This window comes from Streptomyces sp. NBC_01268 (assembly GCF_036240795.1).
GTDB lineage: Bacteria > Actinomycetota > Actinomycetes > Streptomycetales > Streptomycetaceae > Streptomyces.
The window spans coordinates 1,219,109-1,239,606 of the sequence record NZ_CP108454.1 but is presented as its reverse complement, the minus strand read 5'-3'; the positions used below and the strand labels follow the sequence as shown (position 1 = coordinate 1,239,606).

The window sequence follows — 20,498 nt, the reverse complement described above, 5'->3', positions numbered from 1 at the left end:
CCCTGTATGTCCGACTCGCCAGGAACCGCCGTTTACCTGGTGAGTTCAAGGAGGCGCGGATCCCCGGGCAACCGCACCGTTCCGGTGGCGAGCGCGGCGGCGATCGTGACCGCGCCGGCGAGCGGATCGCCCGCGGCCGGCACCTCGCGGGCCCGCGGGAGCAGCGCGTCCAGCTCCGCCCGCAGCGGACCGAGGAGCGGCTCGCCCATCTTGAACAGGCCTCCCGTCAGGGCCACTTCGACGTCGGCGTCGGACGGGCAGACGGCCGCCGCGGCCTGAGCGATGTGGCCGGCGGCCCGCTCCAGGACCGCCACCGCCACCGGGTCCCCGGCGGCGGCGCAGCCGCCCACCAGGGGCGCGAAGGAGGCGAGGACGGCGGGCCGGTCGCTCCGGGGGTAGAGCGCGCCCGGCAACCCGGCGACCGGACCGAAGAGTTCCTCGGCGCGCGCCAGGAGCACGGCCGAGCCTCCGCGCCGCCCGTCGTACGCCCGCATGGCCGCTTCGAGCCCCGCGCGCCCGATCCACGCCCCGCTTCCGCAGTCGCCGAGCAGATGGCCCCAGCCGTCGGCCCGGCGCCAGTCCGTCAGATCCGTGCCCATGGCGATCAGACCGGTGCCGCCCGCGACGACGGCACCCGGCCGCTGACCCAGCGCGCCCGCGTACGCGGTGACGGCGTCGGCAGCCAGCGCGAGCCGCCGCACGCCCCAGGCCCGCGCGAACGCGCCCGGCAGCTCGGCCCGCAGGCCGTCGCCGAGGGTCGCCATGCCGGCCGCGCCGACCGCGACCGCCACGATCCGCTCGTCGGCTCCGGCGGACCGGGCGGTCATCGCGGCTACGGCGGGCAGCAACTGGGCCAGCAGATGCCCGGCGTCGATCCCGCCCGCCCCGGTGCGCACCGGTTCCCCGGACGCGGCCGTCTCCAGCACCCGGCCGTCCACGGCCCGGGCGAGCGCGATCCGCAGCCCCGACCCGCCCGAGTCGACACCGACGACCAGTCCGCGCTCCGCCCCGTCCGTCACGGCAGCTGCCAGTCCACCGGCTGGGCGCCCTGACGGAGCAGCAGCTCGTTGGTGCGGCTGAAGGGGCGCGAGCCGAAGAAGCCGCGGTCCGCCGACATCGGCGACGGGTGCGAGGACTCGATCGCGGGGAGGTCGCCGAGCAGCGGGCGCAGGTTGCGGGCGTCCCGGCCCCACAGCACCGACACCAGCGGCTTGCCGCGCGCGGCGAGCGCCCGGATGGCCTGTTCGGTGACCGCCTCCCAGCCCTTGTCCCGGTGGGCGCCGGGCCGCCGCGGGGCCGTGGTGAGCGCCCTGTTGAGCAGCAGCACGCCCTGCCGGGTCCACGGGGTCAGATCGCCGTTCGACGGGCGCGGGTGCCCGAGGTCCGTGTGCATCTCGCGGAAGATGTTGTCCAGGCTCGGTGGCACCGGACGCACGTCCGGTGCCACGGAGAAGCTCAGGCCCACCGCGTGCCCGGGTGTCGGGTAGGGGTCCTGGCCGACGATGAGGACCCGCACCTCGTCGAAGGGCTGCTGGAAGGCTCTGAGGACGTTGGCCCCGGAGGGTAGGTAGGTGCGCCCGGCGGCCACCTCCTGCCGGAGGAAGTCGCCCATCCCGGCGATGCGTTCGGCCACGGGGGCGAGCGCCTGCGCCCACCCGGCCTCGACGATTTCGTTCAACGGTCGTGCTGCCACGCCCGTCACTCTAGTGGCGCAGCCGGACATCGGGGTCCGTCGCTCGGCGGTCCCGGCTCCTCCGCCTCGTCGCCGGCGTCAGCCGATCACCGCCGCCCGCACGCACAGCACGTCCGGCAGGTGCTCGGTGAGGAGCCGCCAGCTGTCGCCGTCGTCGGCGCTCGCGTACACCTCGCCGTTGCGGTTGCCGAAGTAGACGCCCGCCGGGTCGCCGTCGTCCGTGCACAGGGCGTCGCGCAGCACCGTGCCGTAGTGGTCGCCGTCCGGCAGGCCCTCGGTGAGCGGCTCCCAGGTCCCGCCGGCGTCGCCGGTGCGGTAGACGCGGCAGCGGCGTCCGGCGGGGACGCGGTCGGAGTCGGCGTTGATGGGGAAGACGTAGGCGGTGTCCGGGCGGTGCGGGTGGGCGGCCACGGCAAAGCCGAAGTCGGAGGGGAGTCCGGAACCGATGTCGGTCCACCGGCCGCCGCCGTCGTCGCTGCGGAAGACGCCCCAGTGGTTCTGGAGGTAGAGCCGGTCGAGGTCGCCCGCGTCCTGGGCGATCTTGTGCACGCACTGGCCGAACTCCGGGTGCGGGTCGGGCAGGAAGACCGCGGACACCCCGTCGTTGGCCGGAGCCCAGCTCGCGCCGCCGTCGCGGGAGCGGAAGACGCCCGCGGTCGACACGGCGACGGTCACGGCGTCCGGGTCGCGCGGATCGGTGACGACGGTGTGCACGGCCTCGCCGCCGCCGCCCGGCACCCAGCGGTCCCGGGTCGGGTGCTCCCAGAGGGGGCGGACCAGCTCGAAGGACTCGCCGCCGTCGGTGGACCGGAAGAGCGCGGCGGGCTCGGTCCCCGCGTAGACGACGTCGGGGGAGTGCGCGGGCGCCGGGTGCAGCTGCCACACCCGCTCCAGCGAAGCCCCGGTGTCCTGGGGGAACTTGACCGCGGGCCGGGGCGGCTCGGTCCAGTGGGCGCCGAGGTCGTCGGAGTGGAAGACGGACGGGCCCCAGTGCGCGCTGTCCCCGCCGACCAGGATCCTGGGGACCTCGCGGCGGGTGTCGATGCCGATCGAGTAGATCGCCTGCGCGTTGAAGTGTGGTTCGTCGAACTCCCAGCGGCCGTCTCGGCCGCGGCCGATGAACAGACCCTTGCGGGTGCCTACGGTCAGTAGCACCTCGGTCATGCCGACACCTCCAGGACGCCGTTGTCGCGGATACGGGCCAGTCTGCACCCGCCCACTGACAACGGCCCCCGGAGGTGGCTCCGCCCCAGGTGAGGGGCGTGTTGAGGGCCTGGCGGCGGGACGGTCAGATCGCCCAGGCGTACGGGGCCGGGGCGTGGGTCTCGGCGCCCAGCTCGCGTGCGGCCCGCCGGGCCCAGGAGGCGTCGCGGAGCAGCTCGCGGCCGATGAGGACGGCGTCCGCCTCCCCGTTGGCGACGATCTTCTCGGCCTGGCCGCTCTCCGTGATCAGGCCGACGGCGGCGACGGGCAGCCCGGTCTCCGCCTTCACCCGGGCGGCGAACGGCACCTGGTAGCCGGGGGACACCGGGATCCGGGCGGAGCCGCCGTTGCCGCCGGTGGACACGTCCAGCAGGTCGACGCCGTGCTCGCGCAGCAGAGCGGCGAAGCGCACGGTGTCGTCCGCGGTCCAGCCCTGCTCGTCGAGCCAGTCGGTGGCCGAGATGCGGAAGAAGAGCGGCAGTTCCTCGGGCCACTCGGCGCGCACCGCGTCGACGACCTCCAGAGCGAAGCGGGTGCGGTTCTCGAAGGAGCCGCCGTAGGCGTCGGTGCGCCGGTTGCTGTGCGGGGAGAGGAACTCGCCGATCAGGTAGCCGTGGGCGCCGTGCACCTCCAGGACCTGGAAGCCGGCGGCGAGCGCGCGACGGGCCGCGTCGGCGAAGCGGGCGGTGACCTCGCGGATCTGCTCGGGGGTGAGCTCGGTGGGCACCGGGTGGTCCTCGGCGAAGGCGACCGGGCTGGGCCCGACCGGCTGCCAGCCGAGTCCGGTGGCGGGGTCGACGGGGCCGCGGCCCTCCCACGGGCGGTTGGTCGAGGCCTTGCGCCCCGCGTGGGCGATCTGGACGCCCGGAACGGTGCCGTGCTGCTTCAGGAAGGTGGTGATCCGACGCAGTCCCTCGATGTGGACGTCGTCCCAGATGCCGAGGTCGGCGGGGCTGATCCGGCCCTCGGGGGCGACCGCGGTCGCCTCGGTCAGGATCAGGCCGGTGCCGCCCGTGGCGCGGGCCGCGTAGTGGGCGAAGTGCCAGTCGCCGGCGACGCCCGCGAGGGGGCCGGTGGTCTCCGCCGAGTACTGGCACATCGGGGCCATCCACACCCGGTTCGGGACGGTCAGGGACCTCAGGGTGAGGGGCTCGAAGAGGGCGGTGCTCATGGCGGACTCCGTTTCGGCGTCTCTCGGTACTGCCTGGAGAAGATGCTTACTACGATAGGCATCGTAGTACGGTGCCTGTCAAACTACGAGGATGCTCGTACAATGACCGCACACATTCCCGAGAGCCGCCCGGCAGCACGCACCCCCGGACAGAAGTGGAGCCGCAGCCGTGACGACCGCGACCAACCCCAGGGTCCTGGAACACCCCGCGCGCGAGGACATCCGGCTCGAAGCCGTGCTGCACGCCCTGTCGGACACCGTCCGGCTGCGGATCGTGCGCTGCATGGCCCTCGCGGACACCGGGGCCGAGCTCAGCTGCTCGTACTTCGAGCTGCCGGTCACCAAGTCGACCAGCACGCACCACTTCCGGGTGCTGCGCGAGAGCGGCGTCGTCCGGCAGATCTACCGGGGCACCGCCAAACTCAACATGCTGCGCCGCGACGACCTGGAGGCCCTCTTCCCCGGCCTCCTGGACAGCGTCCTGACGGCCGCCGGCGCCCAGGCCGCCCGCCTCGGCGAGAACGACAGGCCCTAGGACGGGTCGGCCGGGCCGGGCTCGCGGGAGGCGCTCAGGCTCCCCGGGCCGCCGCCCGCAGCCCTGCCCAGTCGGGGATCTTCACGCGCTCGCGGCCCAGCGTCCCGCCCAGCGCCGCCTCGGCCCGCTCGATCGCCAGCCAGCCCGTCCACGGCACAGGCTCGTGCCCCAGGGCCCGCAGCTCCGCCACCGGGTCGTCGGCGATCCGGCGGCGGGCCAGGGCCGGAGCGTCGGCCAGCAGCGAGGCGGCGGTCTCCTTGGCGCAGGGCCGGTTGGTGCCGATGACGCCCGTCGGGCCGCGCTTGATCCAGCCCGCCACGTACTCCCCGGGTGAGACCGCCCCGTCGCGCAGCACCCGTCCCGCCGCGTGCGGGACGGTGCCCCGCGCCGCGTCGAAGGGCAGTCCGGCCGGCGGGGCGCCCCGGTATCCGACCGCGCGCAGCACGAGACCCGCCTCGATCTCCTCGTACCGGCCCGTGCCCCGGACGCCGCCGTCCCCGTCCGGCTCGGTCCGCTCGAAACGGACCCCGGTGACCCGGCCGGCCGCGCCGAGGATCTCGACGGGCCGCAGGAAGAACCGCAGCCGGATGCCGCGCGCGCCGGTGGCACCGTCCGCCGCCCACCCCCGTACGACCTCCACGTTGCGCCGGTTGACCGCGGGCAGGGCCGACGGGTCGGCGTACGCGGGGTCCAGGGCCAGCTCCGCCGGGTCGACCAGGACCCGGGTGTCGGGCAGGGCGCCGAGCTCGCGCAGCTCCTTGGTGGTGAACTTCGCCTGACCGGGCCCGCGCCGGGCCACCATGTGCACCTCGCGCACCCCGCTCGCGGCCAGCGCCTCCAGGGCGCCCTGCGGGACGTCCGTCGGCGCGAGCTCCGCGGCCCGCCGCACCAGGAGCCGGGTCACGTCCACCGCCACGTTCCCCGCCCCGACGACCACCGCGCGGGGGACGTCCAGGCCGAAGCCGTCCCGCGCGGCGTCCGGGTGCGCGCTGTACCAGGAGACGAAGTCGGTGGCGGAGAAGCTGCCCCGCAGCTCCTCGCCCGGCACCCCGAGCCGGCGGTCGCGGGAGGCGCCGACGCAGTACACCACCGCGTGGTACAGCTCCAGGAGCCCGGCCGGGGTGAGCCCGTGCGCCCCCACCTCCACGTCGCCGAGGAAGGAGACGCGCTCGTCCTCCAGGACCGTCCGCAGGTTTCCCTGAAGGGACTTGATCTTCTCGTGGTCGGGCGCCACCCCGTACCGCACCAGACCGTACGGGCAGGGCAGCCGGTCCAGGACGTGCACCCGGATCCCGGGCACGGCGGTCTGCCGGACCAGCTCCTGGGCGGTGTAGACCCCGCTGGGTCCCGAGCCGACGACGGCGACGCGCAGCACGAGGGACGCCCCTTCCTGCCGGGAGGCTTCCAGCATGGCACCGCCGGGGCCTCCCGGGCCGGTCTACAGCGAGCGCATCCGGTTGATCTCCGCCGTCTGCTGGGCGATGACGTCGTCGGCCATCTCCTCCACGAGGACGTTGTTGCCCTGGCCGAGCACCTCGGCGGCCATGCTGACGGCGCCCTCGTGGTGGGTGATCATCAACTTGACGAAGAGGGCGTCGAACGCCTTCCCCTTGGCGGCGCGCAGTCGGGCGAGCTGCGCCTCGGACGCCATTCCCGGCATGGAGTGGTGGTCGTGCCCCGTCCGCGGCCGGGGGCCGCCGTTGTTCCTCAGCCAGCCCTCCATGGCACTGATCTCGGGCCCCTGTGCCGCCCCGATCCGCTCGGCGACCTTCCGCACCTTCTCGGACCCGGCCCGCTGCGGGGCCAGTGCCGTCATGGTGAGCGCCTGCCGGTGATGCTCGATCATCATCTGGACGTACGTGTAGTCGGCGCCGTTGGGACGCTCGTCGGGCATCAGCCGGGCCGCCTCCTCGGGGGTGAGCTTCTTCGCCGGCTCGCCCGGCTTGCCCGGGGCCACCACCAGGGGGCCGCCCGACGTGGCCGCCGGGGGCGCGGCCGCCCCCGGCTCCGGGCCCGACTCGCACGCGGCGAGCGCGAACACGGCGGCGACGGCGAGCACACCGGCGACTGCTCCACGGACACGGCGCTTCGACAACACGACCTCCACGGGCACTTCGGCGACTGCGAGGGACGGGTGCGGGTGTTTCTCGATTACGTCTCTGTTGCCATCTGTTGAGATGTGCACACCAAGGAAGATACTGCCGGGGTCCCACCACCGTTCAACTGTGCGACATCAGAGAGGACGGAGTGACTTCGTTGCGTACCACGAGTACCCCGCGTGCACGGATCAGAGGCCTGGGAGTGGCGACCGCCGCCGCCGGACTGCTGATCGGCCTGCTCGCCGCCGGACCCGCGGCCGCCACCCCCGACCCCGGCGACGCCCCGGCCCAGGCAGCCGTCTCGGCGGAGCAGGCGTCCGACGCCCGCGCCGCCATCGCCGCCGGTGAGATACCCGGCGTGGACGAGGTCGTCCACAGCCCCAACATCGAACACCTCGTCAACATCCCGAAGGACGCCCTGACGGGCATCAACTCCGACCTGGCCTTCCAGGGGAAGTACGCCTTCGCCGGCAACTACGACGGCTTCCGGATCTTCGACATCAGCAACCCGCGCTCGCCCAGGACCGTCGCCCAGGTGCTGTGCCCCGGTTCCCAGAACGACGTGTCCGTCTCCGGGAACCTGCTCTTCCTGTCCACCGACTCCTCGCGCAGCGACAACTCCTGCGCCAGCGTTCCGCAGCCCGCCTCGGTGAAGGAATCCTGGGAGGGCATGAAGATCTTCGACATCAGCGACATCGCCAACCCGAAGTACGTCGCCTCCGTCGAGACCAACTGCGGTTCGCACACCCACACGCTGGTGCCGAAGCGCAAGGACGTGTACGTCTACGTCTCCTCGTACTCGCCCAACGCCGCCTTCCCCGACTGCCAGCCCCCGCACGACGGCATCTCGGTCATCAAGGTGCCGCGCAAGGCGCCCGAACAGGCCAAGGTCGTCGACTTCCCGGTCCTCTTCCCCGGCGAGGGCCCGGACGGCGGCGGCAACCCCGGTGCGCCCACCAACCCGGGTGTCTCCAAGACCACCGGCTGCCACGACCTGACCGTGCTGCCCAGCGAGAACCTGGCCGCCGGCGCCTGCATGGGCGACGGCATCCTCTTCGACATCAAGGACCCGGAGCGCCCCAGGGTGATCGACCGGGTCCAGGACAACGTCAACTTCGCGTTCTGGCACTCCGCGACCTTCAACCAGAAGGCGAACAAGGTCGTCTTCACCGACGAGCTCGGCGGCGGCGGGGCGCCCACCTGCAACGCGGTCGTCGGCCCGAACCGCGGCGCGGACGGCATCTACGACATCGTCGGCAAGGGCGACAGGCGCAAGCTGGTCTTCCGCAGCTACTTCAAGATCCCGCGCCACCAGGCCGACACCGAGAACTGCGTCGCCCACAACGGCTCGCTCATCCCGGTCAAGGGCAAGGACATCATGGTCCAGGCCTGGTACCAGGGCGGCGTCTCCGTCTGGGACTTCACCGACTCCAGCCGCCCGAAGGAGATCGCCTTCTTCGAGCGGGGCCCGGTCTCCGCGACCACCCTGGCCACCGGCGGTTCCTGGTCGGCCTACTACTACAACGGACACATCTACTCGAACGACATCGCCAAGGGCTTCGACGTGCTCAAGCTCAGCGACAAGCGCACCGACAAGGCGGCGCGGGTCCGGATGGACGAGCTGAACGTCCAGACGCAGCCCGACTACTTCGACTAGCCGACGGAACCGGTCTCCTTCGAGGCCTGACGCGGCACCCGGGCCGACAGGTCCGGTAACGCCGTGCGCATCCCCTGCATGCCGTCGGGCGGACCCCCGCCCGGCGGCATGCCCTGCTCCCAGTCGAGCCCGTACCGCTGGAACAGCTCCGAGCGCAGCCGTGCCAGCGGCATCGGCGCCCCCGGCAGCAGCACGGCGACGACCGCCCCCATCAGCAGCGCCCGCAGCAGTGGGTAGTCGGTGTCCACGTCCTCGGAGCCGTACCGCGTGACCGTGTCCCGCAGCAGCTCCGCGAGCCGCTGCTGCTCCGGGCACCGCACGAACCCCTCGGCCTGCAGGATGCCCGCCATGTGCGTCCGCATGAGCTGCGGCCGCTTCTCCGCGAGGCCCAGGATCGCGTCGATCGCCCGCGCCAGGCGCTCCCGGCCGTCCTCCGTGCGCGGCTCGCGCTCCAGCGCCTCCTCCAGCGTCAGATGCATCAGCCGGTGCACCGCGGACTGCAGGAGCTGCCGCTTGCCGGGGAAGTAGTACGAGATCAGGCCCCGTGCCGAGCCCGCCCGGGAGGCGATGTCCGCGAGGGTCGTGGCCTCGTACCCGCGCTCGTCGACCAGCTCCACGGTCGCCTGCAGCAGCCGCTCGCGGGAGCGCCGCCGAAGCTCTTCATTGACCGATGCGCTACGCGGGGACATGCTGGACTCCTGCGTTGACTGGCTGGCAGCCAATATACTCAGCGCGTCCTGCTGTCGCGCCCTCGTGGCCGGAAGCGGGACATGCCGTCTGTTCTGGGCGACGCGGGGGATCGTCCAGGACAGGCGGCTTCATCGCTTGTCTTCCATTCTGCTCCCGGAGCCCGGCCCCGGGCCCGCACCCTGCCCCCGCTCCACGGCCGCGCGGTACGTGACGATCGCCAGCGCCACACAGGCCCAGCCGAAGAGCCAGCCGCCCACCACGTCGGACGGCCAGTGCACGCCCAGGTACACCCGGGTCCAGCCCACCCCCACGACCGACAGCACGGCCACCCCGGCGAGCGTGCCCCAGCCCCGCCGGCCCTCGCGCCAGTGCAGGGCGAGCACCCACAGCAGCAGCCCGCAGGTGACCGTCGCCGTCATGACGTGGCCGGAGGGGAACGCGGAGTAGTCCGCCGAGTCGACCGGATCCGGCCAGAGGGGCCGCGGCCGGTCCACCGCCGCCTTCAGCCCCTGCTGGAAGCCCACCGTGAGCAGGCTGGTGACCGCCACCCACAGCGCGAGCAGCCGCTCGCGCCGCCACCACAGCCAGCCCACGGCGACCGCGGCCAGCGCGCGCATGGTCCACGGGTCCCAGACCCAGTCGCTCAGGATCCGGTTGAGGTGGGTGAACCCGGGCTCGGCGAGCGCGCTGCGGTGCAGGGCCTCGGCGACGTCCTGGTCGAGCGAGAGCAGTGGTGGCCACCCCACCGCCACCAGGACGAGCAGCAGCACGGCCAGGGCGCCGGAGACGGCGGCGGAGATGCGCATGGGCCCGATCCTGCCCGAAGCCCTCCAGGTGCCGTGCGCCCGACCCCGGCGAATCGGCGGACGGCACCTGGGCGGTGCCCCGCCGACGGGGCCGGGCTCGCCGGGACGCTCCTTATCCCAGCGCCCTCAGCGCCGGCACGAAGGCCACCAGGACCGGGAGCACCGGGACCAGGGCCGCCGCGGCCGTCAGGCGCAGCCGGCGGGCCGCCGTGAGGCGGGGCGTGGCGGCGAGGAGGCGGTCGACGCGCTGCGGCAGGCCGGCGTCCGGGCCCTGACCGGGGCCGAACACCCCGCGGTCCTCGTTGAGATCGACCAGGGCGAGCGCGACCGTCATGCGTCCGAAGCGGCGCGAGGCCACGTCGTCCGCGGCCAGCTCCACCAGCCGGTGCATCTCGCCGCGGAAGGCCGCGAAGACCGGCACCCCCGGGAAGCCGTCGGCCAGCGCGGCCGAACAGTGCAGCAGCCAGTCGTGCCGCGCCCGGGCGTGTCCCTGCTCGTGCGCGAGGACCGCGTCGAGCCGGCGGCCCTTGAGGCGGCGCAGTGCCCCCGTGGTGATGACCAGCCGAGGCGCCCTGCCGCCGGGCAGCCACCAGGCGTCCGCGCGCTCGCCCTCGAGGATCACCAGGCGCTCGCTGCCCGTGGCCTCCTCGCCGGGCACCAGCGGCGCCCGTACGAGCAGTTCGCAGCGGCGCAGCTTGCGGCGGGCCCGCGCGTGGCCGATCTCGCGGCCCAGCATCGCGCCGGTCCACAGCCCGCCGGCCGCGAGCAGCACGGCGAGCACCGCCGACCAGGGCCGGCTGGCGCCGAGCTCGTACGCCTCGATCACGGCGTGCGGGGCGGGGGCGAAGAGCTGGCCGCGCACCGCTTGCCAGGCGGCGGACGCACTGAACGTCATCGCCAGCGCGAAGCTCAGCAGTACCGCCGCCACCACGCACTGCCACACCCAGAGCGCCACCACGGGTTCCCGCTCCGCCCAGTCGGCCCGCGACAGGAGCCGCGGGGCCACGACGGCGGTCAGGACGCCGAGCGCGAGCAGCGCGAGGGAGACCAACATGCCGCCAGCCTATGAGCCGGTACCACGCGGGGGTACGGCCTTGCCGATCAAGTGACGCACGCCACGTTTGCCCGGTTCACCCGTGGCCGCGCCCCGCGCCCCGGCCGTCCTCAGAGGGTGAGGAGCATCGCCAGCATGGCGAGCGCCATCGACAGCCGGCACACCAGCGTCAGGTCGGAACCCGGCGCCCGGGCCCCGCCCGTGGTCCGCGCGTCACCGCTGCCGCCCGCCGCCACCGGCACCAGCCGGGTGCCCGAGCGCAGCACGTACGCGCCGAAGTAGGCGAGCAGCGCACCGGTCAGCACGGGTATGCCGCCCACGCCCGCCGCCGCGTGCCCGGCGTGGGCCCCCGTGCCGGGGGCCGCCGCCATCGCCAGCGCCATGTAGACCATCGCCAGTGAGCCCACCAGGTGGTGCAGATGGTGTCCGCCGCCCCGCACCGCCCCGAGCAGGCCGCCCAGGGCGGCGAGCCCGAACACCGCCACGTACAGCACGAGCACCCACTCCGGAGGGGCCACGACCGTCGCGGGCAGCGCCATCGCGGCCATCCCGAAGCCCATCACGGCCTCGCTCCCCGCCGCCCGGCGCTCCTCCCCGACGCTGCGCCGCGCGCGCAGCAGGCAGTACGCACCGCCGGCCGCGCACAGCACCACGAGCAGCCAGCCGGACAGAGCCGGTCCCTGCACGTCGGACCCCCTCCTCGCCGACCGCGAACCCTCCCGACCCCGAGTGCATGCCCGGGGCCCGGAGCGCCTACGCGGGCGCAGAGGCGCACACAGGTGTACGAGGGGGAGTGCGGGGCGCGCGTTAGGCTCGGGGCGATCGCGTACGCCGATCGCCAGCGCCTGAGGGGAGCCCGCACACCCATGGACACCGCCGAGTCCCAGCACACCGGCCGCATCACCTACCGCGACGCCGTGCCGGACGACGTGCCGGCGCTCGTGCCGCTCGTCGAGTCGGCGTACCGGGGCGACTCCAGCCGGGCGGGCTGGACCACCGAGGCGGACATCCTCCAGGGGCAGCGCACCGACGCCGAGGGCGTCGAGGCGGTCATCGCCACTCCGGGCAGCCGGCTGATGGTGGTGGAGCGCGACGGTGTCATCGTCGCCTGCTGCCAGCTCGAACACCGCGGCGAGGCCGCCTACTTCGGCATGTTCGCGGTCCGCCCGGAGCTCCAGGGCGCGGGCCTCGGCCGGCAGATCATCGCCGAGGCGGAGCGCCGGGTGCGGGAGCTCTGGGACGTGCGCGAGATGCACATGACCGTCATCTCGGTCCGCGAGGAGCTGATCGCCTGGTACGAGCGGCGCGGCTACCGCCGGACGGGCCGGATGACCCCCTTCCCGTACGGCGACGAGCGCTTCGGCCTGCCACAGCGCGACGACCTGCAGTTCGAGCTGCTCGTCAAGGAACTCGGCTGACCCGAAGGGTGCCGCTCACGCGATGAGGCCGTCGCCCCGGATCCCGGGGCGGTCGGTCGTCACGCCGTCGAGCCCGAGGGCGTGCGCCAGGCGCAGGTCGTCCTGGGTGTTCACCACCCACCCCGTCACCCGCAGCCCTTCCGCGTGCGCCCGCTCGACGGTGTCCTGGGTGAGGTGCCGGACATTGAGGACGAGCGCGCCGGCGCCGACCGCGAGGGCCCGCGCCACCACGTCGGCCTGACGCCGGTCGGCCACCAGCGCCGTGCGCACCGCGGGGACGAGGGCGCGGACCTCGGCGAGGGCCTCGTCGTGGAAGGAGATCACCTCGACGCGCCCGGTGAGCTCGCGGGCGAGGATCACCCCGGCGAGGGTCCGGGCCGCTGCGACGTCCTTGATCTCCGCCTGGATCGGCGCGCCGACGGCGTCCAGGACCTCCTCGAAGACGGGGACGCGCTCGCCGCCGCCCGCGTCCAGCTCGCGCAGCTCCGCGAGGGTCTTGTCGGCGATCGGCCCGGTGCCGTCGGTGGTGCGGTCGACCTCCGCGTCGTGCATGACGACCAGGGCGCCGTCCTTGCTGAGGTGCAGGTCGAGCTCGATGACGTCCAGGCCGGCCCGCTCGGCCCGGACGAAGGAGCGCAGGGTGTTCTCGGGCTCGACGCCCATGACTCCGCGATGGCCGATGGTGAGGAAACTCAAGATCTTCTCGCCTCCGTCGAGGACCGGCCCGGCTCCGCCGTGCCCGGTGCGGTTCGCGCAACAGCCTAGTAGCCGGTCCCGCGACCGGAGGTGTCCCCGCGGAACACCGAATTTCTCGGCCGTCCACCCGGCGAGGCAGGAAAAATCGCGGTCTACCCCGGGGTCTGACAGGAGGATTTCCCTTTACCCTCTTGTGGTGAGGGAGCGTCGATGGTTACGGTGTCTTGACGCGAGGTTCTCCTGTGGAGGAAGAGGCATGACGGAAATTCTTGTGCAGGACGTGACCGGTGGAGGGATATCCGCCGACGCCCCCGTGGTCGACCACCCTGCCTGGCCCGAGCTCAAGAATGCCGTGGAGGAGCTCCGCCCCTGGCAGAGCACGGACGGCTCCATCGACTTCCGGGCCGAGGGCGCGCCCGCGCTGGCGCTCGCCGAGCAGACCGTCGAGCGCATCGTCGCCGCGGTCGAGAAGCTCTCCCCGCTGGTCCCGCACGACGCGGCGTACCACCGCGCGCTCGTCGCCGACCTGCGCAAGTGGGCCCAGGGCGGATTCGCGGTCCCCGACTTCCTCGACGCGCTGCTGGCCTTCCAGCCGGCCGCCGACCGCGTGGACGGGCTCCAGCACCTCGTGCTGTTCCCGATGTACACGCAGAACGGCAACCCGGACCGCAACTTCGAGGCCGTCGTGCTGCGCATGGTGTGGCCGGAGTGGCTCTCCGAGCTGGAGGCCACCCGCTACGACAACCCGCTGTTCTGCGGCATCACCTTCGAGGACTTCACCGCCGGGTACGACACCAACTCGGCCGTGCTCTTCCCGGAGACCATCGCCGTCCGCGAGGCCCCCGAGCGCTTCAGCTGGGGTGGCATCTTCTGCGACCGCGAGGCCGCCCGCTTCCGCAAGGTCACCGAGGCCGCCGTCGACACCCTGGGCATCGAGCTGCCCGAGGACATCGCCGCCATGGTCGAGGACCAGGACCGCTGCGAGAAGGCCTTCGTCCTGTGGGACATGGTCCACGACCGCACCCACAGCCACGGCGACCTGCCGTTCGACCCCTTCATGATCAAGCAGCGCCAGCCGTTCTGGATGTACGGCCTGGAGGAGCTGCGCTGCGACCTCACCGCCTTCAAGGAGGCCGTGAAGCTGGAGGCCGAGGGCAACGAGCACGGCCGTGACGTGCAGTACGCGGTCCTCTTCGACCGCATGTTCCGCTTCCCGCTCTCCGGCGACCGCAACCGCAACTACGACGGTCTCGGCGGCCAGCTGCTCTTCGCGTACCTGCACAAGCACGACGTGGTGCGCTGGACCGACAACACGCTGAAGATCGACTGGGAGCGGGCCCCCGAGGTCACCAACCAGCTCTGCGGCGAGATCGAGCAGCTCTACCGCGACGGCATCGACCGCCCGAAGCTGGTCCACTGGTTCAAGGCGTACGAGCTCGTCTCCACCTACCTCGCCCCGCACCCCGGCTCCACCTGGGCCAAGGGTCCCGACGCCCTCGACCTGAGCCTCCCGCCGCGCAAGCTGGTCGACGACGTGCTTCCGGACGAGTTTCCGCTCAGCATGTTCTATGAGGCCCTCGCCAAGAAGCTCAAGAGCGTGATCGCCGCCACCAAGGGCATCACCGCCGCGAACGCTTCGGACGCCGAGCGGGCCGCCGCGTGAGCGCGGACACCGAGCAGACGGAGGAGGCGGCGCCCATGAACGCCAACGGAAACGGTGGGCCGCTCGACGGCGCCGTCATCGCCGTCGCCGGCGCGGCCGGCCCGGCCGGCCGGGCGACCCTGCTGCGCCTGGCCGAGGCCGGCGCGACCGTGGTCGGCTCCGACGCCGACCCGGCGCGCCTCGCGGAGGCCGTCGACGCCGCCCGCTACGCCCACGGCGGCGCCCGGGTCATCGGCGACACGGTCGACCTGCTCGACCTGGCCGCGACCAAGGAGTGGGCCGAGAAGACCGAGAAGGAGTTCGGCCGGATCGACGGCCTGGTCCACCTGGTCGGAGGCTGGCGCGGCAGTCAGTCCTTCGTCGAGACCGACCTCAAGGACTGGGACTTCCTGGAGAAGCTCCTGGTCCGTACGGTCCAGCACACCTCGCTCGCCTTCCACGACGGGCTGCTGCGCAGCGGCGGCCGTGGCCGCTACGCCCTGATCAGCCAGGTCGGTGCGCACAAGCCGGTCGCCAACAACGCCGCGTACAACGCCGGCAAGGCGGCGGCCGAGGCGTGGACCCTGGCCATGGCGGACTCCTACCGCAAGGCGGGGGGCGACGACGGCGCCCAGGCCGCGGCTGCCATCCTGGTGATCAAGGCACTGGTGCACGACGCCATGCGCGCCGAACGCCCCAATGCGAAGTTCGCGGGCTTCACCGACGTCGAGGAACTGGCCGACGCCATCGCCGGACTCTGGGACCGGCCCGCGCAGGAAGTGAATGGACAGCGCCTGTGGCTGACCCCCAAGCCGTGACCGCGGCCCTGGGCCCGAAGACCGACGCCCGTCGTCACCACGACCCGTCGGTGCGGGGCTTCGCCAGCGACAACTACGCCGGTGTGCACCCGGAGGTCCTCGCGGCCATCGCCCTCGCCAACGACGGCCACCAGGTCGCCTACGGCGAGGACCAGTACACCGAGCACCTCCAGCGGATCATGCACAGCCACTTCGGCCCCACGGCCGAGGCGTTCCCGGTCTTCAACGGGACCGGGGCCAACGTGACCGCCCTCCAGGCGCTCACCGACCGCTGGGGCGCCGTGATCTGCGCCGAGTCCGCGCACATCAACGTGGACGAGGGCGGTGCCCCCGAGCGGATGGGCGGCCTCAAGCTGCTCACCGTGGCCACCCCGGACGGCAAGCTCACCCCCGAGCTGATCGACCGGCAGGCCTGGGGCTGGGAGGACGAGCACCGGGCCATGCCCCAGGTCGTCTCGATCACCCAGAACACCGAGCTCGGCACCGTCTACACGGTGGACGAGATCAAGGCCATCGTCGAGCACGCCCACGGCAAGGGCATGAAGGTCCACCTCGACGGCGCCCGGATAGCCAACGCGGCCGCCTCGCTGGACGTGCCCATGCGCGCGTTCACCAGCGCGGCGGGCGTGGACGTCATCTCGTACGGCGGCACCAAGAACGGCATGATGTTCGGCGAGGCCGTGGTCGTGCTCAACCCCGACGCCGTCAGCCACATGAAGCACCTGCGCAAGCTGTCCATGCAGCTCGCCTCGAAGATGCGCTTCGTGTCGGTCCAGCTGGAGGCGCTGCTCGCCAAGGACCTGTGGCTGCGCAACGCCCGCCACGCCAACACGATGGCCCAGCGCCTCGCGGCCGGCGTGCGGGGCGTGGACGGGGTCGAGATCCTCTACCCGGTCCAGGCCAACGCGGTCTTCGCGCGGCTGCCGCACGAGGTCAGCAGGCGGCTTCAGGAGCGCTTCCGCTTCTACTTCTGGGACGAGGCGGCCGGCGACGTGCGCTGGATGTGCTCGTTCGACACCTCGGAGGACGACGTGGACGCGTTCCTCCAGGCGCTGAAGGAAGAGATGTCGCGGTAGCCCCTCGGGCGCACCGGCCGACGGCCGGACGGAAGTCACCGACTTCCGTCCGGCCGTTCCGTTTCCTGGGCCGTTCCCTTCCGGCCGAAGTCCAGTGAAGTGCATTTTCCGGTGCTCTATGCTGAACCGCACCCTGAAATCCGGAACACCGAACGGCGGACCATGACCCTGACGCTCACCGTCTCCGACGAGGTACGCACCCTCGTACCCGGCTTCACCCACCTCGCCGTCGAGGCGCGCGGACTCGTCAACGGGCCCAGCGACGAGACCAGTTCGGCCCTGCTCGACGACGCCGCCCGACGGCTCGCCGAGCGCCTGGACGGACAGGCCCCGGACAAGGACCCGCATGTCGCCGCCTGGCGCGCCGCGTACTCCGCGTTCGGCGCCAAGCCCTCCCGTACCCGCAACTCCGCGGAGGCGCTGGCGAAGCGCGCCCTGGCGGACGGCGGCCTGCCCCGGATCAACCGGCTCGTGGACGCGTACAACGCGATCAGCGTGGCCCACCTGATCCCGGTCGGCGGCGAGGACCTGAACAGGATCGAGGGCTCGATGCGGCTCGTCCGGGCCACCGGCGAGGAGGACTTCGTCACCGTCGCGGGCGGCGAGGAGAGCGTCGAGCACCCCGAGCCCGGCGAGGTCATCTGGTGCGACGAGGCGGGCGTCACCTGCCGTCGCTGGAACTGGCGCCAGGGCCCGCGCACCCGCATCGAGGACGACACCACCGACGCGATCTTCCTCCTGGAGTCGCTGGAGCCGATGACGCTCGACGAGCTGCGCGCGGCCGGCGAGGAGCTCGCCGAGGCGCTGCAGAAGGTCAGCCCCGGGGCGCAGATCACGGTCCGCGACCCGGAGTGACGTTTCGTCGCAGGGGCCGGGGCCGCCGCGGGACTACTTCTCGGCGGCCTTGACCTCTTCCGGCGTCGGCGCCGTGCCTCCGAGGTGCGCCGGCACCCACCAGGTGTCGCCCGCGTCCCTGGGGCGCACCGGGTAGGCGCGCTGCGCGGCCTCCAGGAGCTCCTGGACGCGCCCGCGCAGCCGCCGGGTGATCGCACCCGCGTACTGGTCGGCGGGGGCTTCCATCGGCTCGCCGACGCGGATGGTGATCGGGATGTGGCTGCGCTTGAAGTTCCGCGGCCGGCCCTTGGTCCACACCCGCTGGGTGCCCCACAGCGCCATCGGGATCAGCGGGACGCCCGCCTCCTGCGCGAGGCGCGCGGCACCGGACTTGAAGCTCTTCAGCGTGAACGACTGCGAGATGGTCGCCTCGGGGAAGACGCCGACGATCTCGCCCGCGCGCAGCGAGCGCAGCGCGTGCTCGTAGGCGTTCTCGCCCTGGGCGCGGTCCACCGGGATGTGCTTCATCGCGCGCATCAGCGGGCCGGAGACCTTGTGCCGGAAGACCGACTCCTTCGCCATGAAGCGCACCAGACGCTTCTGGGGCAGTGCGGCCAGACCGGTGAAGATGAAGTCCAGATAGCTGATGTGGTTGCTCACGATGACCGCCCCGCCCTCGCGGGGGATGTGCTGCGAACCCTGAGTGTCGATCTTCAGGTCGAGCGCCTTGAACATGGTGAGGGCGGCGCCGATGACCGGCCGATAGACGAGCTCTGCCATCTGGGACGAACCCCTTCGTCAGTGCCTTGGGAGGGTTCTCCCGGCGAAGTTACGCGGCCGTAGGTTTTCGGCTTTGGGCAGATCGTGCCCCATGTGGGCCCTCGTGACCAGTCCAGGCGGCTTCGTACGGGGAGATTCTCGTCACTCCGGGTGCTCGTGGCGGGAATCGTTCGCTCACGTGCGACGCTGCACCCGGTACGGACCACAGGAGGAGCAGAGGGATGACCGAGGTCGTGGGCGCCGAGCAGCTGGGCGCGGAGCTGGGGGAGCGCGCCACCCTGGTGCAGTTCTCCACCGCCTTCTGCCAGCCCTGCCGGGCCACCCGCCGGACGCTCGCCGAGGTGGCCGCCATGGTCGACGGCGTCGGGCACGTCGAGATCGACGCCGAGGAGCGCCTGGACCTCGTGCGGGAGCTGGGCATCGTCCGCACGCCCACGGTGCTCGTCCTCGACCGGTCGGGGCGGATCGTGCGCAGGGCGGCCGGACAGCCCCGGCGCGCCGACGTCATCGCCGCGCTCGGACGGGCGGTCTGACGCGGTGTGCGGCACGGTCCCTGACGCGGTGACACATCTCCCACATCGCGGTACGCACTTGACTGCACGCGGCAACGATCGTCAGTCTGGCGTAGTGCCCCCAGAACTCCTTCTCTACGGGCGGGCCCATGTGGACCTGGCCCGCAACGCGAGCGCGCGCTGTCCGGGTGTCTGACCGACCCGGGACCCACCTCACGCCGCCCTCGCAGAAGGACAATTCCATGACGGTCTCGCCCGAGCTCCGCACGCTCCCGCCGATTCCCGCCCCCGGCGCACCCCGACAGGCCTCTCCCGACCTGCTCCGTTCCGTCTTCCGGCAGCACGCCGCCGGTGTCGCGGTCATCACCGCGCACGGCGAGCGCCCGGTCGGCTTCACGGCGACCTCGCTCAACTCCGTCGCCGCCGAACCCCCGCTGATCTCCTTCGGCGTCGGTACCGGCTCCTCCAGCTGGCCCGTGGTGGCCGAGGCCGAGCACATCGGCGTCCACATACTCGGCGAGCACCAGCAGGAGCTGGCCGCCACCTTCGCCCGCAGCGGCGCCGACCGCTTCGGCGCTCCCACCCGGTGGAGCCGCGGCCCCGAGGGCGTCCCCGTGCTCGACGGAGTCCTGGCCTGGCTGGTGTGCCGCGTGGTGGCCCGGGTCCCGGCCGGGGACCACCGGATCGTGATAGCCGAGGTGGTCGCCGGCGACCCGGACGGCGTGGGCCGCCCGCTCCTCTACCACCAGGGTCGCTTCAACGCGCTGCGCGACTGAGAGTTCCCCCGCGGCGGGCTGCGGGCGCGTTGGCAAGGTCACACGGCTGAGCGCTTGCTCACTCGTAACGAACTGGGTGTACTGGCGAGTAATATTTCGGTCGGGGCGTCCGACGCCCCGACCGGAAACCAGCCCTTCAGGCGCCTATGCTGCGAGCAACAAGGCAGCCCAGTTATGACGATGCAGTAGGAGAGCCGGCGTGAGCTTGAGGATCGTTGTCTGTGTGAAGTACGTGCCGGACGCCACTGGCGACCGGAAGTTCGCGGACGACCTGACCGTCGACCGTGACGACGTCGACGGCCTGCTGTCCGAGCTGGACGAGTACGCGGTCGAGCAGGCGCTCCAGATCGCGGAAGAGGCCGACGACGCCGAGGTCACCGTGCTGACCGTCGGCCCCGAGGACGCCAAGGACGCGCTGCGCAAGGCGCTCTCCATGGGCGCCGACAAGGCCGTCCACGTCGAGGACGACGACCTGCACGGCACCGACGTCATGGGCACCTCGCTGGTGCTCGCCAAGGCGATCGAGAAGACCGGCTACGACCTCGTCATCGCCGGCATGGCCTCCACCGACGGCACCATGGGTGTCCTCCCGGCCATCCTCGCCGAGCGCCTGGGCGTCCCGCAGGTCACGCTGCTCTCCGAGGTCTCCGTCGAGGACGGCACCGTGAAGGGCCGCCGTGACGGCGACACCGCCTCCGAGCAGCTGGAGGCCTCCCTGCCGGCCGTCGTCTCCGTGACCGACCAGTCGGGCGAGGCGCGCTACCCGTCCTTCAAGGGCATCATGGCCGCCAAGAAGAAGCCGGTGGAGTCCCTGGACCTGTCCGACCTCGACATCGAGGCGGACGAGGTCGGCCTGGAGGGCTCCTGGACCAAGGTCGACTCGGCCGCCGAGCGTCCGGCGCGCACCGCGGGCACGATCGTCAAGGACGAGGGCGAGGGCGGCAAGCAGCTCGCCGCGTTCCTCGCGGAGCAGAAGTTCATCTGATCCGCAGTCCGCGGGCCGCGGTTCCGCCCCGGACCCGCGCGCTCCGCGCCGCC

22 protein-coding genes are annotated in these 20,498 nt (G+C 72.7%); 10 read left to right on the top strand and 12 right to left on the bottom strand.

Annotated features, from left to right (window positions below):
• Positions 1 to 32: 32 nt before the first annotated feature.
• The 4 genes from OG309_RS05205 to OG309_RS05190 form a co-directional block, all read right to left on the bottom strand.
• Entirely contained in the window at positions 33 to 1,019 is a 987-nt protein-coding gene (locus tag OG309_RS05205) for an N-acetylglucosamine kinase (protein ID WP_329418538.1), read from the bottom strand.
• A complete protein-coding gene (locus tag OG309_RS05200) occupies positions 1,016 to 1,693 on the bottom strand; it encodes a uracil-DNA glycosylase (RefSeq protein WP_329418537.1) in 678 nt (225 codons plus the stop codon). The genes OG309_RS05205 and OG309_RS05200 overlap by 4 nt, the downstream gene beginning before the upstream one ends.
• A gap of 78 nt (positions 1,694 to 1,771) precedes the next feature.
• Positions 1,772 to 2,857, bottom strand: a complete 1,086-nt coding sequence (locus OG309_RS05195) for a WD40/YVTN/BNR-like repeat-containing protein (RefSeq protein WP_329418536.1) — start codon at positions 2,855 to 2,857, stop codon at positions 1,772 to 1,774.
• 124 nt (positions 2,858 to 2,981) lie between these two features.
• The gene (locus OG309_RS05190) at positions 2,982 to 4,067 is read right to left on the bottom strand and encodes an NADH:flavin oxidoreductase/NADH oxidase (protein ID WP_329418535.1); all 1,086 of its coding nucleotides are present in this window, start codon (positions 4,065 to 4,067) and stop codon (positions 2,982 to 2,984) included.
• Between the two features lie 169 nt (positions 4,068 to 4,236).
• On the opposite strand from OG309_RS05190, the gene OG309_RS05185 reads away from it, so the two are divergent.
• A complete protein-coding gene (locus tag OG309_RS05185; RefSeq protein ID WP_329418534.1) occupies positions 4,237 to 4,602 on the top strand; it encodes an ArsR/SmtB family transcription factor in 366 nt (121 codons plus the stop codon).
• Positions 4,603 to 4,636: 34 nt separating this feature from the next.
• On the opposite strand, the gene OG309_RS05180 is transcribed toward OG309_RS05185, so the two are convergent.
• Positions 4,637 to 5,977, bottom strand: a complete 1,341-nt coding sequence (locus OG309_RS05180) for an FAD-dependent oxidoreductase (RefSeq protein WP_329428148.1) — start codon at positions 5,975 to 5,977, stop codon at positions 4,637 to 4,639.
• 63 nt (positions 5,978 to 6,040) lie between these two features.
• A complete protein-coding gene (locus tag OG309_RS05175) occupies positions 6,041 to 6,697 on the bottom strand; it encodes a DUF305 domain-containing protein (protein WP_402545119.1) in 657 nt (218 codons plus the stop codon).
• Positions 6,698 to 6,849: 152 nt separating this feature from the next.
• On the opposite strand from OG309_RS05175, the gene OG309_RS05170 reads away from it, so the two are divergent.
• Entirely contained in the window at positions 6,850 to 8,358 is a 1,509-nt protein-coding gene (locus OG309_RS05170; protein WP_329418533.1) for an LVIVD repeat-containing protein, read from the top strand.
• On the opposite strand, the gene OG309_RS05165 is transcribed toward OG309_RS05170, so the two are convergent.
• The 4 genes from OG309_RS05165 to OG309_RS05150 all read right to left on the bottom strand — a co-directional run bounded on the left by OG309_RS05165 (position 8,355) and on the right by OG309_RS05150 (position 11,594).
• Positions 8,355 to 9,047, bottom strand: coding sequence for a TetR/AcrR family transcriptional regulator (locus OG309_RS05165; protein WP_329418532.1), 693 nt, complete (start codon positions 9,045 to 9,047; stop codon positions 8,355 to 8,357). The genes OG309_RS05170 and OG309_RS05165 overlap by 4 nt on opposite strands.
• Before the next feature lie 129 nt (positions 9,048 to 9,176).
• Positions 9,177 to 9,854 carry a phosphatase PAP2 family protein gene (locus tag OG309_RS05160; protein ID WP_329418531.1) on the bottom strand — a complete coding sequence of 226 codons (678 nt, stop codon included), beginning with the start codon at positions 9,852 to 9,854 and terminating at the stop codon, positions 9,177 to 9,179.
• A gap of 112 nt (positions 9,855 to 9,966) precedes the next feature.
• Complete coding sequence (locus OG309_RS05155; protein WP_329418530.1) at positions 9,967 to 10,908, bottom strand: M56 family metallopeptidase; 942 nt, start codon at positions 10,906 to 10,908, stop codon at positions 9,967 to 9,969.
• A gap of 110 nt (positions 10,909 to 11,018) precedes the next feature.
• Entirely contained in the window at positions 11,019 to 11,594 is a 576-nt protein-coding gene (locus OG309_RS05150; protein WP_329418529.1) for a DUF5134 domain-containing protein, read from the bottom strand.
• Positions 11,595 to 11,774: 180 nt separating this feature from the next.
• Here OG309_RS05150 and OG309_RS05145 point away from each other — a divergent pair, with 180 nt between their 5' ends.
• The gene (locus OG309_RS05145) at positions 11,775 to 12,326 is read left to right on the top strand and encodes a GNAT family N-acetyltransferase (RefSeq protein ID WP_329418528.1); all 552 of its coding nucleotides are present in this window, start codon (positions 11,775 to 11,777) and stop codon (positions 12,324 to 12,326) included.
• 15 nt (positions 12,327 to 12,341) lie between these two features.
• On the opposite strand, the gene OG309_RS05140 is transcribed toward OG309_RS05145, so the two are convergent.
• Entirely contained in the window at positions 12,342 to 13,022 is a 681-nt protein-coding gene (locus tag OG309_RS05140; protein ID WP_329418527.1) for a glycerophosphodiester phosphodiesterase, read from the bottom strand.
• 256 nt (positions 13,023 to 13,278) lie between these two features.
• Here OG309_RS05140 and OG309_RS05135 point away from each other — a divergent pair, with 256 nt between their 5' ends.
• From OG309_RS05135 to OG309_RS05120, 4 genes are all read left to right on the top strand, one after another.
• Complete coding sequence (locus tag OG309_RS05135) at positions 13,279 to 14,685, top strand: DUF6421 family protein (protein WP_329418526.1); 1,407 nt, start codon at positions 13,279 to 13,281, stop codon at positions 14,683 to 14,685.
• Positions 14,686 to 14,720: 35 nt separating this feature from the next.
• The gene (locus OG309_RS05130) at positions 14,721 to 15,482 is read left to right on the top strand and encodes an SDR family oxidoreductase (RefSeq protein ID WP_329418525.1); all 762 of its coding nucleotides are present in this window, start codon (positions 14,721 to 14,723) and stop codon (positions 15,480 to 15,482) included.
• The gene (locus tag OG309_RS05125; RefSeq protein WP_329428143.1) at positions 15,479 to 16,558 is read left to right on the top strand and encodes a threonine aldolase family protein; all 1,080 of its coding nucleotides are present in this window, start codon (positions 15,479 to 15,481) and stop codon (positions 16,556 to 16,558) included. Before OG309_RS05130 ends, OG309_RS05125 begins: the two co-directional genes overlap by 4 nt.
• A 162-nt stretch (positions 16,559 to 16,720) precedes the next feature.
• Entirely contained in the window at positions 16,721 to 17,413 is a 693-nt protein-coding gene (locus OG309_RS05120; RefSeq protein WP_329418524.1) for a B3/B4 domain-containing protein, read from the top strand.
• 33 nt (positions 17,414 to 17,446) lie between these two features.
• Here the strand turns inward: OG309_RS05120 and OG309_RS05115 are convergent, their stop codons facing one another.
• Positions 17,447 to 18,172: a lysophospholipid acyltransferase family protein gene (locus OG309_RS05115; protein ID WP_329418523.1), complete on the bottom strand. Its 726-nt coding sequence runs from the start codon at positions 18,170 to 18,172 to the stop codon at positions 17,447 to 17,449.
• Between the two features lie 221 nt (positions 18,173 to 18,393).
• On the opposite strand from OG309_RS05115, the gene OG309_RS05110 reads away from it, so the two are divergent.
• From OG309_RS05110 to OG309_RS05100, 3 genes are all read left to right on the top strand, one after another.
• Positions 18,394 to 18,705, top strand: a complete 312-nt coding sequence (locus OG309_RS05110) for a TlpA family protein disulfide reductase (protein WP_329418522.1) — start codon at positions 18,394 to 18,396, stop codon at positions 18,703 to 18,705.
• A gap of 221 nt (positions 18,706 to 18,926) precedes the next feature.
• Complete coding sequence (locus tag OG309_RS05105; protein WP_329418521.1) at positions 18,927 to 19,460, top strand: flavin reductase family protein; 534 nt, start codon at positions 18,927 to 18,929, stop codon at positions 19,458 to 19,460.
• Positions 19,461 to 19,659: 199 nt separating this feature from the next.
• Positions 19,660 to 20,445, top strand: a complete 786-nt coding sequence (locus OG309_RS05100) for an electron transfer flavoprotein subunit beta/FixA family protein (RefSeq protein ID WP_329418520.1) — start codon at positions 19,660 to 19,662, stop codon at positions 20,443 to 20,445.
• Positions 20,446 to 20,498: the final 53 nt, after the last annotated feature.

Coding starts and splice junctions, on each gene's coding strand:
- OG309_RS05135 (WP_329418526.1), top strand. CDS start 13,279: ATGACGGAAATTCTTGTGCAGGACGTGACCGGTGGAGGGATATCCGCC.
- OG309_RS05110 (WP_329418522.1), top strand. CDS start 18,394: ATGACCGAGGTCGTGGGCGCCGAGCAGCTGGGCGCGGAGCTGGGGGAG.
- OG309_RS05160 (WP_329418531.1), bottom strand. CDS start 9,854: ATGCGCATCTCCGCCGCCGTCTCCGGCGCCCTGGCCGTGCTGCTGCTC.
- OG309_RS05190 (WP_329418535.1), bottom strand. CDS start 4,067: ATGAGCACCGCCCTCTTCGAGCCCCTCACCCTGAGGTCCCTGACCGTC.
- OG309_RS05165 (WP_329418532.1), bottom strand. CDS start 9,047: ATGTCCCCGCGTAGCGCATCGGTCAATGAAGAGCTTCGGCGGCGCTCC.
- OG309_RS05115 (WP_329418523.1), bottom strand. CDS start 18,172: ATGGCAGAGCTCGTCTATCGGCCGGTCATCGGCGCCGCCCTCACCATG.
- OG309_RS05145 (WP_329418528.1), top strand. CDS start 11,775: ATGGACACCGCCGAGTCCCAGCACACCGGCCGCATCACCTACCGCGAC.
- OG309_RS05195 (WP_329418536.1), bottom strand. CDS start 2,857: ATGACCGAGGTGCTACTGACCGTAGGCACCCGCAAGGGTCTGTTCATC.
- OG309_RS05155 (WP_329418530.1), bottom strand. CDS start 10,908: ATGTTGGTCTCCCTCGCGCTGCTCGCGCTCGGCGTCCTGACCGCCGTC.
- OG309_RS05120 (WP_329418524.1), top strand. CDS start 16,721: ATGACCCTGACGCTCACCGTCTCCGACGAGGTACGCACCCTCGTACCC.
- OG309_RS05105 (WP_329418521.1), top strand. CDS start 18,927: ATGACGGTCTCGCCCGAGCTCCGCACGCTCCCGCCGATTCCCGCCCCC.
- OG309_RS05130 (WP_329418525.1), top strand. CDS start 14,721: ATGAACGCCAACGGAAACGGTGGGCCGCTCGACGGCGCCGTCATCGCC.